Raw genomic sequence first — 18,034 nt, 5'->3', positions numbered from 1 at the left:
TACGACTGCTATTTACTTTATTTCATTTTTATAATAATAAATTCAGTTCTTCTATTAAGTTGGTGTTCTTGTTCAGAACAAGGTACATTATTAGAACATTTATTTACTAATTGAGTTTCTCCAAATCCTTCATATTTAGTTATTCTGTCAGCATTAATTCCTTTAGACACTATATAATCATAAGTAGATTTAGCTCTTCTATTAGACAATCTCATATTATAATCATCATTAGCTCTACTATCAGTATGAGATTCTAAACGAATTACCATTCCTGGATATTTGTTCATTAATGCTACTACCTTATCTAATTCAACGGCTGCATCAGGTCTAATATTGTGCTTATCTAAATCAAAATAAATAGTTTCTAAATCAGCTAAAACAACAACATCTTCAATTGGTGCCATTGGAATATTTAAATTAACTATTAGTTCAGTTTTCTTTTCTAGTCCAAATGAGCTAAACTCTTTTATAGCATCTTGATATTTTTCTTTAGATCCTTTTAAAATAAATTTTTCATCCCTTGGAATTAAGTGTTCATAAGCTCCATCTTCTTCTGTAATAAAATACGTTAATTCTTCGCCATTTTCTCTTGATAAAACAACTTTTGCTCCAGCAACTGGCTCGCTATTTATGGCATCAAAAATTTGACCTTTTAAGGTTAGAGGTGGAATTCTTGTAAATGCATAAACATCATCTCCTCCCATTCCTCCTTTTCTGTTTGAAGAAATATATCCTTTAAATCCATCTTTCGATAAAAAATAAGCAAAATCGTCTTTTTTACTGTTTATTGGCTCTCCTAAGTTAATTACATTAACAATTTCATTATTTTCATTTTTAATAGAAACAAAAACATCTAAAAGTCCAAAACCTACATGGCCATCTGAAGAAAAATATAATGTTTCATCCTCTCCATAAATAAACGGAAACGATTCGTTACCTTCTGTATTTACAATATTCCCTAAATTTATTGGTGCACTTAAAGATCCATCTTCATTTATAGAACTCTTATAAATATCCGTTCCTCCTTCTCCTCCAGGCATATCAGAAGCAAAATATAATGTTTTACCATCATTACTTAAAGATGGATGGTACACTATATAGTTTGGGTTATTTAAATTTGTTGGCTTAATGTTTGTCCATTTACCCTCCACTAAATCTGCTGAATAAATACCCACATGCATCACCCCTTTACTATCACTAATTTTTGAACTTTCGTGGTAATTATTTCTAGAAAAGTAAGCTTTGGTTCCATCTGCATTGAAAGTTACTGGACCATCATGCTGAATGGTATTTATTTCATCAGAAAACTTTGTAATAGATTCTTCAGTACCTCCTTCAGTTGGTGCTTGATAAACATCTAATAATGGTTGTTTATCCCAGGCATAGAGTCTTTTAATTGCAACTCCTTCATCTCTAGACGATGTAAAAACAACTTTATCATTTAAAGCAACAGCACCAAAGTCATTAAACTTAGAATTAAAATCTACTGTATGTAAGGTATTTTTTTCTTTTGAATTAAAAATAGCACTAGCTAAATCTTCATTCTTAAAAAAGCTTTTAACTCTTGAATCATTTTCATTTCCGGCTTCTTTATACATCTTCATCCATTTTTTAGATTCCTCATAATTTCCGGTAGCTCTTAAAGTTTGAGCATAATATAAAAAATATTCAGATGGTACATTTTCTTGTTTAACAACCTCTTTATAAATAGGCAAGGCATTTTCAGGCTGTCTCAACATTATGTATGCGTCAGCTAATTTTTGCATAGCATATCGTTCATTAAAACTCGTGTCAATTAATTTTTCATAAGTTGAAATAGCTTTCACAAAAGAAAAATTATCGAATTGTCTGTCAGCTCTTTTTTGTTTTGCAGTTTGACCAAACATTGATGTAATGCCAATCAAAGCAAAAGCAATAAATAAAAGTCTTATATTTCTCATAGTATTCATCTTTATTTGGTTAAAAGTATCTTGGAGATTTTTGTTTGTTTTTCAAGAATTTAAATTCATACATTAACAAAATCTCATGAGACCCTGAAGTATAAGGTCTAATTTCTCCTGTTGGAATTTCATAAGTATAACCAACTCTAAACTGATCAGAAACTTGAAAATCTACTAAAGCACCAAAAGCTCTTTGTTCTCCATTAAACCTGTAAGAACCACCCAGCCAAAATGTTTCATTAAATAAAAAGTTGGCTGTTAAATCTAAAGATAAAGGAGCTCCTTTAGTATATTTGGTCATAAAAGAAGGTTTTAGTTTTAAATTTTCATTTAAATCAAATACATACCCTCCAATGGCATAATAATGAACGGTTTCTAAAGCTGCATATTCAGTATCATTATGTAAATCATGATTTACCAGTTTAGGTATTGATAAACCTGCATACCACTTATCTGAATGAAATAATATACCAACACCAAAATTGGAATTCCATCTATTAAGTCTTTCATCAAAATAAGGATCTTGATTAACTTCAGTATCATTATACAATTCTTCTGCTAACTTATAATATGTTAACCCTCCTTTTAATCCAAAACTAACATCTACTTCATCGCTAGCTTGAAGTGTATAAGAAAAGTCTGCATAAACATATGTAAAATTTTCAAATCCTGATTTATCATTAATTAATGATAGTCCTAAACCAACTTTTTCATTTCTTAAAGGAGAATGAATAGATAATGTTTGTGTTTGAGGTCCTCCATCAAAACCAGCCCATTGATTTCTATTTAGTGCTACAATACTTAAAGCATCTCTACTACCTGCGTAAGCAGGATTCACAGAAATTGTATTATACATATATTGCGTGAACTGTGGTAATTGTTGAGCATTCGAATATTCAAATCCCAATGTTAACATTACTACTATTATAATTAATCGCTTCATAGTTTTTGTTTTTTTAATGAGTTCCTAAATAAATATACCCTGTTATTGGCTCTAAAGATTGCCCTCCAGAATCTATTACTTTAACAATGTAGTAATAGGTTCCTGCTGGTAATTTTGCACTTGATCCTATTGTCAATCCTGAATTATTATGATATCCTCCCCAAGTGTTTTTATAATCTTTAGATTCATATACCATTTTACCCCAGCGGTTAAATATTTCAACAATATATTTACAGCTACTAGCACCAACTAAACCAACATTAAATGTATCGTTTATACCATCATTATTAGGGGTTACTACTTTGGATATTTCATCTGGTGTAACACACGCTAATACCGCACAATCAATAACTACAGTTAATTGTGATACACATCCTGTTGATGACGTAAAATTAAATCTATATTCGCCATTTTCTAATTCAACAACATCCAATAAACTTCCATTTAATCTATTAGGAATATCTATTGCCTCCCAAGTTCCACTTGTATCAGAAGCTAAACTTAAATAATCATTTAAATCAACTGTTTGAACAGGGTTACCGAAACCATCAAATAGGTCATCACAAATATTTACAACCTCGTTAACAGTTGTGTTATCTTCACTAACCGTTACCGTTTCTGTTGATGAACATCCATTTGTTGAATCTGTTACTGTTACAGTATATTCTCCTGCTGCTGTTACTTCTATACTTGAAGTCGTTGCTCCTGTACTCCATAAGTAACTTGCATCTCCTTGAACTGTTGATCCACTTGCATCTAAAACAACGCTTGTTGTGGTACAAGTTAAAGTCTCGTTTCCTGTAATACTAATTATTGGATTATTTATACTTTGAGTGATTGTTATTTTTTCAGCATCATAACATCCGTTATCACTATCAGTAACTACCACTAAATATTCTCCTGGTTCTGTTACTTCAATACTTGGTGTTGTAATACCAGACATCAATTGATTATCTTTACTCCACAAGTAACTTGCTTCACCTTGAACAACTGAAGTAATAGCATTCAAAGTAATAGTTGTTAAATCGCAGGTTAATTCTGTATCTGAAGCGATAATCACAGCTGTAGGCTTCGTAAAATCTTCAGTAATAGTTACACTATCACTTGCAGAACATTCTGTTCCATCAACAAATACTGTTAAAGTATATGTTCCAGAAGCACTAATTGTTGGGTGTAAAGTTGTTTCTCCATTATCAATTACACCATTTAAAGTAGTCCATAAATAACTATAACTAGCTTCTTGATTATTTGAACTTGCAGTACCATTCAACACTAAAGTTTCTGTATTACAGTTTAATTCGGCATTAAATCCTGCACTTACTAATGGAGAATAATTTACGGTTACCTCAAAACTACTCTCATCACTACAGTTTGGAGTTGTGCCTGTGGCTGCATAAATATAAATCGTTTGGGTACTGGTAATACTAGCTCCTGCATTTAATGCTGTGCCGGTTCCACCTGATCCTGTATAGTAACTTCCTACTGTTAAATTTGGTAAGGTATAACTGTCACATACTGTTACATCATTCAACTCATCTACATCTGGAGAAAGGTTAATAGTAACCAAGAAGCTTTCCTCATCACTACAAGAGCCATCTGCATCATAAATCCATACGGTTTGAGTACTTGTGATTGGACCATTTATTACCTGACCTCCATTGGCTTGACTCTTATCATAATATGCCTGGTTACCTGTTAAATTTGAACCTGCTATTACTGGTAAGCTATAACTATCACAAGCTGTTTGTGGACCTGGATTCGTAATTACAGGATCAACACAACAACTCTCAATTGTTATTACTGTATTTTTTACAGCAACATCGTTATCTGAATCAGTTACTGTTAAACTAATATTTTTTGAACCTCCTGATGCAAATACTACAGTATGAGGTCCTTCATTTGTAAGAGGTAGATTAGAAACTCCTCCATCAAAATCCCATAAATAGGTTAAAGTACCATCACCTCCTGTTGATGTATTTGTAAACACAACTTTTTCATAATCACCTCCATCACAATTTTCGTTAACAGTGAAATCTACCGAAAGTGGCGTGTTAACTACTATAGTTTCAAGGTTAGCTCCTGAACATTTACTAGATTGTGTAGCACAACCAGGATCTCCAGATGCATTTCCTGGAGTTTGCCATGACAAATAAATATCTCTTAATTCTAATACCTCACCACATAAATAGGAAGGTAATTCAAACATTCTATAATTTGCTAGTTGAATAGCTCCATTATCACCTACACTTATTTTATTTGGTGACAATGTAGGATTACCATCTAAACCAATCTTAACATTATCTTTATACAAATTAAATTGCATAAATAAATCGTGTTTTGAACTGGTTTTAGTTACTTCTACCCAAATATAATATCCAGCAATTGGGTCACCTGCTGTACAGGTAGCTAATTGATTTCCAGAAGAATCGGCTAAAAACACTTTCCCAAATTCAACATCATTTGCATTACAACCATCAATACTACAATCTAATGTGGATTCGGTAGCTGGAAAATCTGCAATGATTTGAGAAAACCCTATGGTTGTTGTAAAAAATAATAACAAAATAATTGTTAAACGCTTAAAAGTAATTTTTTTCATAATTTTTTTATTTTAAATTCAAATACTGCATAAATTAATATACAATTACAACTTAAAAAGCTTTTTTGTCATAAAGACAATTTAACTAATTATAGGGGTCTAACTATCCAAACAATGCTTTTTTACACTGTTGTTTTAAATCTGTGGGGCCAAAAAATAAATGAGTTTTGTGGGGGACATCTCTCAATTCAATAACAAATATACTCCAGAAGTTTTGTATAAATAAATTTACAAAGCTCTATTTTTAAGGTTTTTAACAAATGGATCGTTTTTGGTAATAAATGGTGATAAATATCATACAATTTAACAATTCTTTTTTTATTTTAAATAGAAAATAGATTTAACACATTGTTTTTCAGTATCTTATGTTTTTAAAATTTAAAAAAAATAACTTTATAAATCCTTTTCAATGTTTCTTTTAATCAGGTATTTATTATTCAATTCATAAAATATCCTATTTTTGCAACTCAACATTACAATACAATTATGAATAAATATGATGTAGCTGTTATAGGCTCAGGGCCTGGAGGATATGTTGCCGCAATTAGATGCGCTCAATTAGGTCTTAAAACTGCAATTATTGAAAAATACAATACATTAGGTGGAACCTGTTTAAATGTAGGCTGCATACCTTCAAAAGCTTTATTAGATTCCTCGCATCATTATTATGATGCAACCAAACATTTTAAAACTCACGGAATTGAAGTTAAAGGTTTAGATGTAGATTTTGAACAAATGATTGCTCGTAAAAATGAAGTGGTTTCACAAACTTCAGGAGGTATTAACTTTTTGATGGATAAAAATAATATTGATATGTATCAAGGTGTTGGTAGTTTTGCTGATGCTACACATATTAATATTGCAAAAAATGATGCTACAACAGAAAAAATTGAAGCAACTAAAACCATTATTGCAACAGGGTCAAAACCTGCTAGCTTGCCTTTTATTGAAATTGATAAAAAAAGAATTATTACTTCAACCGAAGCTCTAAGTTTAACTGAAATACCAAAACACTTAATAGTTATTGGTGGTGGTGTTATTGGTTTAGAGCTAGGGTCAGTTTATAGCAGATTAGGATCTCAAGTTTCTGTGATTGAATATATGCCAACTATCACACCTGGAATGGATGCAATGCTTTCTAAAGAGTTACAAAAATCTTTAAAAAAGCAAGGTATCAAATTTTTTACTAGTCATAAAGTTACCTCAGTTAAAAATCATGGAAATGAAGTGGTTGTTACAGCTGACAATAAAAAAGGTGTTTCAACAGAGTTTAAAGGAGATTATACGCTAATTTCTGTGGGCAGAAAACCTTATACCGAAGGATTAGGATTAGAAAATGTAGGTATAAAAGTTACAGACAAAGGACAAATTGAAACCAATGAACATTTACAAACCAATGTATCAAATATTTATGCCATTGGTGATGTTGTAAAAGGGGCTATGTTAGCTCATAAAGCTGAAGAAGAAGGAACCATGGTTGCAGAACTAATTGCTGGACAAAAACCTCATATCAATTATAATTTAATTCCTGGTGTTGTTTACACTTGGCCAGAAGTTGCTGCTGTAGGTAAAACCGAAGAACAATTAAAAGAAGCTGGTGTAAACTATAACTCTGGAACTTTTGCCATGCGAGCTTTAGGTAGAGCAAGAGCAAGTATGGATTTGGATGGACAAATAAAGGTATTAGCAGATGCCGAAACCGATGAAATTCTTGGTGTTCACATGATTGGTGCCAGAGCTGCAGATATGATTGCCGAAGCAGTTATTGCCATGGAGTTTAGAGCATCTTCTGAAGATATTGCTCGTTCATCACATGCGCATCCAACATTTACTGAAGCTTTTAAAGAAGCTTGTTTAGCGGTAAGTAATAGAGCAATTCATAGTTGATACATTTCAATTCTGAATGAATCAGAAAACATATTTATAAAAAAGTCCTTTCAATTTGAAGGGACTTTTCTATTTTTGCGACAATGCAAAGAACTAGTTATCAAATTCAGATTGAAAATAGTACTGAGTTTAAAACACAACTCCTACTCTGGTCACAGCAATTTAAAACTGCTGTTTGGTTAGATAGTAATAACTACCAACAAAAACATTCAAATTTTGATGCTGCTTTAGCTGTAGGCGCATTTTCTAAAATTGAAACCAATTATAAAAATGCTTTTAAAAAGCTTAAAGAATACCAAACTAAAATTAACGATTATATTTTTGGTTATTTAAGCTACGATTTAAAAAATGATGTTGAAAATTTAACTTCTTCTAATTTTGATGGACTTAACTTTCCAGAGTTGTTTTTTTTTCAACCTTCAAAAATTATATTCATTAAAGGAACTACCATTACTTTAAAATACCTCAATCAATTTAAACATGAAATTGAACAAGATTTAAATGAAATTAAAAAAATAAAAAAAACTGTACCAAAGGCTGCTACTGAAAATATTAAAATAAAACTTCGAATTCATAAAGATGAATATTTTAAAAAATTGAATACAGTTTTAACACATATTCAAAAAGGGAACATTTACGAAGCTAATTTCTGTCAAGAATTTTATAGTGAAGACTCCGTAATTAATCCGGTAATAGTTTACCAAAATTTAAATGAAATTTCTAAACCTCCTTTTGCTACTTTTTTAAAATTAAACGATAAATTTCTATTATCCGCTTCACCCGAACGTTATTTAAAAAAAGAAGGTGATTTAGTTGTTTCTCAACCCATTAAAGGAACCGCTAAAAGAGCAGCTAATAAAATTGATGACTTAAAACTTATTAAGCAACTAGAACAAAACCAAAAAGAACGTGCAGAAAATATTATGATTGTTGATTTGGTTAGAAATGATTTATCTCGGTTTTCAAAAAAAGGAACCGTAAAAGTAGATGAACTTTGTAAAGTTTATACTTTTATGCAAGTACATCAACTTATTTCTACTGTTTCTTGCACCTTAAAAAAAGAGGTTCATCCTGTAGATATTATTAAAAATACTTTCCCAATGGGAAGTATGACAGGTGCTCCAAAAATTTCCGCAATGAAAATTATTGAAAATTTAGAAGAAACTAAAAGAGGGTTATATTCTGGTGCAGTAGGCTATTTTACACCTCACGGAGATTTTGATTTTAATGTTATTATTAGAAGTATTTTATACAATGCTTCTAAAAAATATGTTTCATACTCTGTTGGAGGTGCAATTACAGCGCAATCTAATCCTGAAAAAGAATATGAAGAATGTTTGTTAAAAGCTAAAGCTATGAAACAAGTTTTAGTAAACTAAATAGTTATATTTACCATAACTTATGAAAGCGGAATTAAAAGAACATATCGATAAAAATTTACCTTTTTTAAACCATAAAAAGTTATTAATAGCAATCTCTGGAGGAATTGATAGTGTAGTACTTACTCGCTTGATGAAAAAACTAAATTTTGATATTTCATTGGCCCATTGCAATTTTACTTTACGTGGAAAAGAAAGCAATAAAGACGAGCAGTTTGTAATTGGTTTAGGTGAAAAAATGCAAGTTCCAACCTATACCATAAAATTTGAAACTGAAAAATATGCTAACGAAAAAGGGTTGTCAACTCAAATGGCCGCTCGTGAATTACGTTATAATTGGTTTGATAATATTTGTAAAGAACAACAAATTGATTATCTAATAACTGCCCATCATAAAGATGATGTATTGGAAACCTTCTTAATCAATCTTACTAGAGGTACTGGTTTAGACGGCTTAACTAGCATTCCTGAAATTAATGGAAACATTGTTAGACCATTACTTCCTTTTACCCAAAATGAAATTTTAGTTTATGCAGCAAAAAATAAACTCCAATGGCGAGAAGACAAAAGCAATTCATCTATTAAATATGTTCGTAATAAAATTAGACATAAAGTAATTCCTATTTTAAAAGAATTAAACCCTAGTTTATTAGAAACATTTTACCAAACATTAAACAACCTAAAAGCCAGCCAACAAATTGTAAAAGATCGAATTCAAAATGTAAATGATAAAGTTTCAACTGTACATAAAACTGAAACTCATTTTGATATTTTAAAACTTAAAAAACTAAGCGACCCTAAAATTTATTTATACGAACTCCTTAAAAATTATGGTTTTACAGAATGGGATGATGTCACAAATTTATTAGATGCCCAAAGTGGTAAACAAGTTTTTAGTAAAACACATCGTTTGGTTAAAGATAGAGAATGCTTAATACTTTCCAAAATCTCCGTAAAACCAAAAATACCTTTTACTGAAATACACAAAGGCACTACCCAAATCTCCGTTCCAATAAACTTAACTTTTGAAACCATCGATATTCCCTTTGACAATAAAAATCATCAAAAAAAAATAATGGAGGAATTAGTGCTTAACAGCCCTCAAGCAATAACCATTGATGCCGATAAAATTACGTTTCCCCTTACGTTAAGAAAATGGCAAAAAGGAGATTTTTTCTACCCTATTGGATTACAAGGAAAAAAGAAAGTGAGTAAATTTTTTAAAGATGAAAAAATGTCAATATTAGAAAAGGAAAACGTTTGGCTTTTATGTTCTAATAATGATATTATTTGGGTAATAGGACAACGTTTAGATGAGAGATTTAAAGTAACTGAATCTACTTGTTCTATTTTAAAAGTTACTCTGTAAACTAAAAACCGTTTTGCATTAAATTTTGTTTATCCTGTTTAAAACACTAAATTTATAGTGTAATTTTTTTGTTATGCTTAAAAATACTATTCTTTTCGTCTTTCTATATTTAGTTGTTTTAAAAAGTTTTTCTCAAGAAATTACTGTTGCTAAACAAACCAACACTATCCCAAAAAGTATTTATTCTCAAACAACCACTTCAAGCAGCTTTAATGCTATTGTTAATTTAAATGAACGACTAAAGCTTAACTCTTATAAATTTGTTTATATTAACGAAAAAAATATAGAAAATGGTTACTTTACCATTCCTTTAAACACTACTTTTAAAGCTTCCAGTAAATTTAGTTTAGATACTTACAAAAAAATTAAGGACCGACTTGAATTAGAAAAAAGCTTTTTCAAAGTTTCTAAACTATATGAACCATTTCAATATCAAAACGATTTACAAAAAAAACGATTTCGTTAATTTAAGCTTTTAAAAATCGTATTTTAACTTCGCTTTTGTATTTTTCGCATTTAAAAACAAAAACATATGCACAAACAACCAAAACTTACTAGGTTTAATGAAAATGTATTGGCTAAATACCAAATTTATAATAGTATTTTTATGACATTACCATTTGATACTATTAGTAAAACAGGTGTTTTGTTACCTCTTTTCCATGAAGTTTGTAAAAATGGTTTTTCTTCAAAAAAGAATCCTAATGAAATTGTTGAATCTTTTTTTCAAACTTATCAAGAAAACCCTACTGAAGATGAAAAAGTAAATCTTTTGTTTAGATTTATTCAATATATTGAAAGACAAGTTGTTCTATTTGATGCTATTGAAGATGCTGCTTTCCCTGTTGTAAATAATATGGATGGTGTTGGCACTCTTCGTAATAGCAAAGAAATGGCTACTCAAGAAAATAAAAAAGAAGCTTTAAAAAAACATTTAGAAGATTTTAAAGTTAGAGTTGTTTTAACCGCTCATCCAACACAATTTTACCCTGGAACAGTTTTAGGAATAATTACAGATTTAACTGAAGCTATTCAAAAAAATGATTTATTAAAAATAAATCAACTGTTAGCACAATTAGGTAAAACACCTTTTTTCAAACATGAAAAACCAACACCTTATGATGAAGCTGTTAACTTAATTTGGTATTTAGAAAATGTATTTTACCATTCTATAGCAAACGTTTACGACTATGTTCAAAGTAATATTTTTGATGGACATCCCATTAAAAATGAAATAATTAATTTAGGGTTTTGGCCAGGTGGTGATAGAGATGGAAATCCTTTTGTTACTACTGAAATTACATTGAATGTAGCAAAACGCTTGAAACAAACCATTTTAAAAAATTATTATAGAGATATTCGTTCACTAAAAAGAAGACTTACGTTTAATGGCGTAGAGCAAATTATTTCAGAATTAGAAAGCTTATTGTTTGAAAACAGTGTAAACCCTGAAATAAACACCATGATTGCTTTGAATGAATTTATTGAAAAATTACAGCAAATTAGAGAAACCCTTATATCAAAACACCAATCACTTTACCTAACTGAAATAGATGGTTTTATTAATAAGGTACATTTATTTGGATACCACTTTGCTACCCTAGATATTAGACAAGATAGCAGAGTTCATCACAATGTTTTTTCAGAAATTGTAACAACTTTACAAAAAACCGGAAGTACGCTTTTCCCTAAAAACTACTTTGAGCTTTCTGAAGACGAACAACTTCAAATTCTTTCTGAAGTATCAGGAGCAGTAGATGTTTCAACTATTAAAGATGAAATGGCAGCCAAAACCTTAGGCTCTATTTATGCATTAAAAGCCATTCAACAAAACAATGGCGAAAGAGGTGCCAACCGTTATATTATAAGCAATAACCAAACAGCTGTAAATGTTATGGAAACTTTTGCCATGTTTAATTTATGTGGCTTCAATCATCATATTACAGCAGATATTATTCCTCTATTTGAAACTGTTGACGATTTAACAAATGCTAAAAGTGTGATGGAAAAATTATACACAAATCCTGCATATAAAAATCACTTAGCTAAAAGAGAAAATAAACAAACAGTAATGTTAGGCTTTTCTGATGGAACTAAAGATGGAGGTTATTTAATGGCAAACTGGTCCATTTTTAAAGCTAAAGAAAATTTAACTGAAATATCTAGACAATATGGTGTTAAAGTTATCTTTTTTGATGGCCGTGGTGGACCACCTGCTCGTGGAGGAGGAAAAACACATCAATTTTACGCTTCTTTAGGGCCAACTATTGAAGATGAAGAAATTCAATTAACCGTACAAGGACAAACTATCAGTTCTAATTTTGGAACTTTAGATTCATCACAATACAATATAGAACAATTATTAAGTGCTGGAATTTCTAATGAATTGTTTAGCAATGCTAACAATATAATGACTAAAAATGATACTGAAATTATGAATGATTTAGCAACTACTAGCTATAAAGCATATTCAGAATTTAAAAATCATCCAAAATTTTTATCATATTTAGAAAAAATGAGTACGTTAAAATATTATGCAAAAACTAATATTGGTAGCCGACCGTCTAAACGATCTAAATCCGCAAAACTTAACTTTTCAGATCTAAGAGCCATCCCTTTTGTAGGTTCATGGAGTCAGTTAAAACAAAATGTTCCTGGATTTTATGGAGTTGGTACTGCATTAAAAAAGTACGAAGATGCTGGTGAATTTGATAAATTAATCAAGTTTTACAACAACTCCGATTTCTTTAAAGCTCTTATTGGAAATAGTATGATGTCGCTTTCAAAATCATTTTTTGAACTTACTTCATATATGTCTAAAGATAAAGAATTTGGAGAATTTTGGAATATTATTTATAACGAATACTTAACTACAAAACGTTTAATTTTAAAACTTTCTAACTATACCGAATTAATGCAAAGCAACAAAGTTGGAAAAGAGTCAATTAACATTCGAGAAAATATTGTTTTGCCTTTGTTAACTATTCAACAATATGCATTAATTAAAATTCAAGAATTGCAACAAGATGAACATACAAATCATGAAAAGATTAAAATATATGAAAAAATGGTAACCAGATCTTTATTTGGAAATATTAATGCAAGTAGAAATTCAGCTTAATTATGAATTCAATTTATGTTACAGAAAATGAGTACGCACCATTTTATAAAAATTACATTAAAGCTTTAGGCAATGTTAATTTATTTGAAGTATTAAACAGGTCATTAAACGATATAGTTAACACTGTTAAAGAGCTGCCTGAAGAAAAATTAACTTATCAATATGCTAAAGGTAAATGGACTATTAAAGAGTTAGTTCAACACATTATTGATACTGAACGAGTTTTAAGTTATAGAGCTATGCGATTTTCTAGAAATGACGCCACCAACTTACAAGGTTTTGATGAAAATTGGTATGTTGATAATTCTTATGGAAATAATAGATCTATAACAGATTTATTAGATGAATTAAGCTACTTAAGAAAAGCCAACATCTCATTATTTAAAAGCTTTACTAATGAAATGTTTAAAATGAGTGGTACTGCTAATGGTAGCGAAATGACAGTTAGAGCTATAGGCTTTATTATTGCTGGGCATCAAATGCATCATTTAAATATTATAAAAGAAAAATATTTAAATAACCGTTAATTAAAATCCTAAAAAGCCTTCTTTATAAGAGGGCTTTTTTAATAACTTTTAATCATTCTCGTCTAAAAAGAAAATTTCATTTACTGATTTTTTAAAAATAGATGATATTTTTAATGCAAGTACTGTAGAAGGAACATATTTATTAAGTTCCATAGCATTAATTGTTTGTCTGCTTACCCCAATCATTTCAGCTAAATTTGCTTGAGTTAAATTATGAATAGCTCTTTGTACTTTAATATCATTCTTCATCAGTAAGTTTTTTAGATTTATATAAAACATAATGGAAACGTAACATAAAAAACAGCAACATGGTAAACATATTATAAATTAATACATTTAAAAAACTTAAATCAAAAACAAAAATAATTGCCAAAACCAACACCATATAATTTACATAAGTTGCCCAAATTAAACTTTCCATTCTAATTTTTGAAATGTACTCATCCTCATCTTTTGTTTTGGAAAAGGATACTAAAATTCCTCCCAAAATAATTAATATTGAAGCTATTTCATCTGCAATATTATTACTTGTCCATTCAAAAATAGTACTTGAAAAAATATCATTTGACCCAATTAAAGGAAAAACATTCGTTTCCCAATTTGGATACTCTATATCATTCCATAATAATATAACACCCAATACAAAGCCTGTACTAAATAAAATCCAACCTAAATGCTTGAATTTGTGAGAAAATAAAAATCGTGATTTCATAAGTTCAAATTTAAAATATATTCAAATGTAAAATATACTTTACATATAGACAAATATTTTTTACTATTTAGTTTCGTAAGGTTTAAAATATTATATTTGAAGTAACTATAAAATCAATAAATTTCCATGCGAATTCTAAAAAAAACTCTTCTCATTTTTACCACTATTATAGCTCTGGCTATACTTGGAGGCTGGATGTATTATAATAGTTTAAAACCTACGTATTCTGGAAATTTATCATTGTCAGCAATTGATAAAAAAGCTGAAGTATATTTTGATGATTATGGAATTCCACACATTTATGCTGAAACCGAAAAAGACGCATTAACCGTTTTAGGCTATGTTCACGCCCAAGATAGATTATGGCAAATGGAATTAATGCGAAGAATTGCTCCCGGAAGATTGTCTGAAATTTTTGGTAAAGATATGCTTAAAAATGACAAATTTTTTGTGAGCTTAGGGATTGAAGAAGCATCTAAGAAATCTATAGAAAAACTTAGTCAAAATAGTGAAGTTTATAAATTAGCAACTGCATATTTAAATGGTGTAAACCAATTTATAGATGAAGGCCCAACACCTATTGAATTCACTTTAATAGGAATTGAAAAAGAACATTACCAGTTAACTGATATTTATAATATATTAGGTTATATGTCTTTTAGTTTTGCTATGGCACACAAAACAGATCCTTTACTTACAGCTATTAAGGAAAAATTAGGGCAAAACTACTTGAAAGATTTAAATATTGACATTAACCCAAACACAGTACTTATAAAAAACTCCAAACAATCTATTGAAGATTTCACCAATTTAGTTTCAGAAGTAAATAATATTATCAATCAATCACCTATCCCTCCCTTTATAGGAAGCAATAGCTGGGTGGTTTCTGGAAAAAAAACTACTACTGGAAAAGTACTTTTTGCAAATGATCCACACATTATGTATTCGCAACCTGGCACATGGTATGAAGCTCATATCAAAACTGCAAACTATGAAATGTATGGATACCATATTGCTGGTGTACCATTTCCTCTTTTAGGTCATAATAGAAACTATGCTTATGGATTAACGATGTTTGAAAATGATGATATAGATTTTTATCAAGAAGAAAATCATCCTTCTAACGTTAATAAATACAAAACACCAAACGGATTTAAAACCTACAATACTTTTACTAAAACTATTAAAGTTAAAGATGAAAATGATGTTACAATTAAAGTTAGAAGTTCGAGACATGGACCTATAGTAAATGATGTTATAGAAACAATCTCTACTACTAACCCCATTGCAATGTCTTGGGTTTACACTCAACAAGAAGGAAAAGTTTTAGACGCACTTTATACCATTTCCAGAGCTACTAAAATGGAAGACGTAAAAAAAGGCGCTTCAATGATACATGCTCCAGGTTTAAATATTATGTATGGAGATGCTAAAGGAAATGTTGCTTGGTGGGCTGCTGGAAAACTATACAAACATAAATCGCAAGTAAATAGTAAGTTTATTTTAGATGGAACCTCAAGTGAAGAATATCCAATAGAATTTTTAGATTTCAGCAATAATCCAATGGCTGAAAATCCAAAATGGAACTATGTTTACTCTGCTAATAACCAACCAGATACTATAGCCAATATGCTATACCCTGGCTATTATTTACCTGAAGATAGAGCTAAAAGAATTATACAATTACTAGAACCCAAAAATAATTGGAATAAACAAGCAATGGCTATTATGATTAATGATGTTACTTCATCTGTTGCTCCTGAAATTATTAAAGAGTTTACCAAAATAATGGATTTTAATTCTTTTAGTAAAAACGAACAAAGAGCTATTGATGTATTACAGCTTTGGAATGGAGAAAATACAATAGACCATGTTGCACCAACTATTTATAATAAATGGGTATATTTATACTTAAAAAATACATTTAAGGATGAGCTAGGTGATACAATGTTTAACCAACTAATGAATACTCATTTAATGAAAAGAATGATTGCTGAAGTTGTCAAAAACAAAAATTCAATTTGGTGGGATGATATTTCTACAAAAGATAACATAGAAAATAGAAAAGACATATTATCAAAATCTTTAATTGAAGCTGTGGCTGCTTTGGAAAAACAACTTGGAAATGATATAAAAGATTGGAACTGGGGAAAAGTTCATACCTTAGAACATGGACACCCTTTAGGTACCATTGCTTCATTAAAAAAATATTTTAATGTAGGCCCTTTTCCTATGAAAGGTGCCAGAGAAGTTATTGACAACAGAGGTTATGAATATAACAACACCGGATTATACAAAGTTACAGCCGGTCCTTCTACTAGAAGAGTGATCGATTTTTCTGATGTTGAAAATAGCATCAGTATATTGCCAACAGGACAATCTGGAAATCCTTTTAGTAAACATTATAAAGATCAGACAGAAATGTACAATAAAGGTGAATTTAGAAAAATGAAAATGAACAAAGAAGAAATCATAAGTGTTTCAACAAAATTAATAGTGCAACCAAAATAATGAGCAAACGAATAACCATAAAACAAATAGCAAAAGCATTGCATGTTTCTATATCAACAGTTTCAAAAGCTTTAAACGACAGCTATGAAATTAGTGATGAAACCAAACAAAAAATTCAACAATATGCCAAAGAGCACAAGTATAAACCCAATACTTTAGCACTTAGTTTACAAAATAAAAAAACCAAAACAATTGGAATTATCATCCCCAACATTTTAACCTATTATTTTGCACGTGTATTAAGAGGCATTGAAAAGGTAGCAGCTGAAAAAGGGTATAATATTGTTACTTGTATTACCAATGAATCTCATAAAAAAGAAGTAGACACTATGGAAATGCTTTCCAATGGAACCATTGATGGTTTTATTGCGTGTTTATCTGAAGAAACATTAAAAGTGAAAAACTTCGACCATTTTCATTCCTTAATAGAAGAAGGTACTCCTATAGTTTTATACGATAGAGTTCATAAAGAAATCAATTGTGATAAAGTTGTTACCGATTCTGTTAAAAGTGCTTACAAAGCAACCCGTTTTTTAATGAGATCTGAATGTAAAAATATAGCATTGATTTCAGTTTCAGAAGGGTTGAATGTAAGTAAATTTAGTGTTAAAGGCTATTTAAAAGCACATACAAAATATGATTTAGTCCCTAATGAAGATTTAATTATTAGACAGTATAGCGAAGAAGGCTTAAAAGAAAACATCAATAAAATACTTGACAACAATAAAGTTGATGGTATTTTTACTGTTGATGAAATTTCGGGAGCAATTACCACTCAAGTTTTAAACAAAAGAAACTTGCGAATTCCTGAAGACGTTTCAATTATAGGGTTTACCAACGGAATGTTATCTCGTTATAGCACACCTCCATTAACAAGTGTTAATCGTTTTGCTCATACAACTGGAGAAACAGCGGCTTTACGATTAATCCAAAAAATTGAAGAAAAAATTGAGTTTAATAATATTGAAACTATTATTATGAAAACAAAATTAGTTGAACGAGATTCAACTAAAAAAATGTTCATCAAGTTTTAAACATTAAAAGAA

13 protein-coding genes are annotated in these 18,034 nt (G+C 29.8%); 8 read left to right on the top strand and 5 right to left on the bottom strand.

The window, feature by feature from the left end; genetic code table 11:
• Nucleotides 1-17: 17 nt before the first annotated feature.
• Genes ACFQZW_RS00980 through ACFQZW_RS00970 form a run of 3 tightly spaced genes read right to left on the bottom strand, consistent with a single transcriptional unit; the run spans nucleotide 18 to nucleotide 5,482 of the window.
• The gene (locus tag ACFQZW_RS00980) at nucleotides 18-1,940 is read right to left on the bottom strand and encodes an OmpA family protein (protein ID WP_386781311.1); all 1,923 of its coding nucleotides are present in this window, start codon (nucleotides 1,938-1,940) and stop codon (nucleotides 18-20) included.
• A 19-nt stretch (nucleotides 1,941-1,959) separates the two neighbouring features.
• Nucleotides 1,960-2,883 carry a PorP/SprF family type IX secretion system membrane protein gene (locus ACFQZW_RS00975; protein ID WP_298263776.1) on the bottom strand — a complete coding sequence of 308 codons (924 nt, stop codon included), beginning with the start codon at nucleotides 2,881-2,883 and terminating at the stop codon, nucleotides 1,960-1,962.
• Nucleotides 2,884-2,896: 13 nt separating this feature from the next.
• Nucleotides 2,897-5,482 carry a T9SS type B sorting domain-containing protein gene (locus tag ACFQZW_RS00970; RefSeq protein WP_386781310.1) on the bottom strand — a complete coding sequence of 862 codons (2,586 nt, stop codon included), beginning with the start codon at nucleotides 5,480-5,482 and terminating at the stop codon, nucleotides 2,897-2,899.
• Nucleotides 5,483-5,968: 486 nt separating this feature from the next.
• Here ACFQZW_RS00970 and lpdA point away from each other — a divergent pair, with 486 nt between their 5' ends.
• From lpdA to ACFQZW_RS00940, 6 genes are all read left to right on the top strand, one after another.
• Nucleotides 5,969-7,369: a dihydrolipoyl dehydrogenase gene (gene lpdA / locus ACFQZW_RS00965; RefSeq protein ID WP_386781309.1), complete on the top strand. Its 1,401-nt coding sequence runs from the start codon at nucleotides 5,969-5,971 to the stop codon at nucleotides 7,367-7,369.
• Nucleotides 7,370-7,452: 83 nt separating this feature from the next.
• Entirely contained in the window at nucleotides 7,453-8,748 is a 1,296-nt protein-coding gene (gene pabB, locus ACFQZW_RS00960) for an aminodeoxychorismate synthase component I (RefSeq protein ID WP_386781308.1), read from the top strand.
• Nucleotides 8,749-8,770: 22 nt separating this feature from the next.
• Nucleotides 8,771-10,117 (top strand): tRNA lysidine(34) synthetase TilS, encoded by a 1,347-nt coding sequence (tilS, locus tag ACFQZW_RS00955; protein WP_386781307.1) that lies wholly within the window; start codon nucleotides 8,771-8,773, stop codon nucleotides 10,115-10,117.
• Between the two features lie 73 nt (nucleotides 10,118-10,190).
• Nucleotides 10,191-10,583, top strand: a complete 393-nt coding sequence (locus ACFQZW_RS00950) for a hypothetical protein (protein WP_298264861.1) — start codon at nucleotides 10,191-10,193, stop codon at nucleotides 10,581-10,583.
• A 66-nt stretch (nucleotides 10,584-10,649) separates the two neighbouring features.
• Complete coding sequence (locus tag ACFQZW_RS00945) at nucleotides 10,650-13,238, top strand: phosphoenolpyruvate carboxylase (RefSeq protein ID WP_386781306.1); 2,589 nt, start codon at nucleotides 10,650-10,652, stop codon at nucleotides 13,236-13,238.
• A gap of 2 nt (nucleotides 13,239-13,240) precedes the next feature.
• Nucleotides 13,241-13,765, top strand: coding sequence for a DinB family protein (locus ACFQZW_RS00940; protein WP_298264858.1), 525 nt, complete (start codon nucleotides 13,241-13,243; stop codon nucleotides 13,763-13,765).
• Nucleotides 13,766-13,813: 48 nt separating this feature from the next.
• Here the strand turns inward: ACFQZW_RS00940 and ACFQZW_RS00935 are convergent, their stop codons facing one another.
• The gene (locus tag ACFQZW_RS00935; RefSeq protein ID WP_386781305.1) at nucleotides 13,814-14,014 is read right to left on the bottom strand and encodes a helix-turn-helix transcriptional regulator; all 201 of its coding nucleotides are present in this window, start codon (nucleotides 14,012-14,014) and stop codon (nucleotides 13,814-13,816) included.
• Nucleotides 14,004-14,477, bottom strand: coding sequence for a hypothetical protein (locus ACFQZW_RS00930; RefSeq protein ID WP_372802382.1), 474 nt, complete (start codon nucleotides 14,475-14,477; stop codon nucleotides 14,004-14,006). Before ACFQZW_RS00930 ends, ACFQZW_RS00935 begins: the two co-directional genes overlap by 11 nt.
• Nucleotides 14,478-14,603: 126 nt before the next feature.
• Here ACFQZW_RS00930 and ACFQZW_RS00925 point away from each other — a divergent pair, with 126 nt between their 5' ends.
• Both ACFQZW_RS00925 and ACFQZW_RS00920 read left to right on the top strand, forming a co-directional pair.
• The gene (locus tag ACFQZW_RS00925) at nucleotides 14,604-16,988 is read left to right on the top strand and encodes a penicillin acylase family protein (protein WP_372802380.1); all 2,385 of its coding nucleotides are present in this window, start codon (nucleotides 14,604-14,606) and stop codon (nucleotides 16,986-16,988) included.
• Nucleotides 16,988-18,022 (top strand): LacI family DNA-binding transcriptional regulator, encoded by a 1,035-nt coding sequence (locus tag ACFQZW_RS00920; RefSeq protein WP_386781304.1) that lies wholly within the window; start codon nucleotides 16,988-16,990, stop codon nucleotides 18,020-18,022. Before ACFQZW_RS00925 ends, ACFQZW_RS00920 begins: the two co-directional genes overlap by 1 nt.
• Nucleotides 18,023-18,034 lie beyond the last annotated feature (12 nt).

Source organism: Lutibacter aestuarii, assembly GCF_042676885.1.
Classification (GTDB): domain Bacteria; phylum Bacteroidota; class Bacteroidia; order Flavobacteriales; family Flavobacteriaceae; genus Lutibacter; species Lutibacter aestuarii.
Note: the sequence above shows the minus strand (reverse complement) of the source record. Positions and strands in the feature narration are given on the sequence as shown.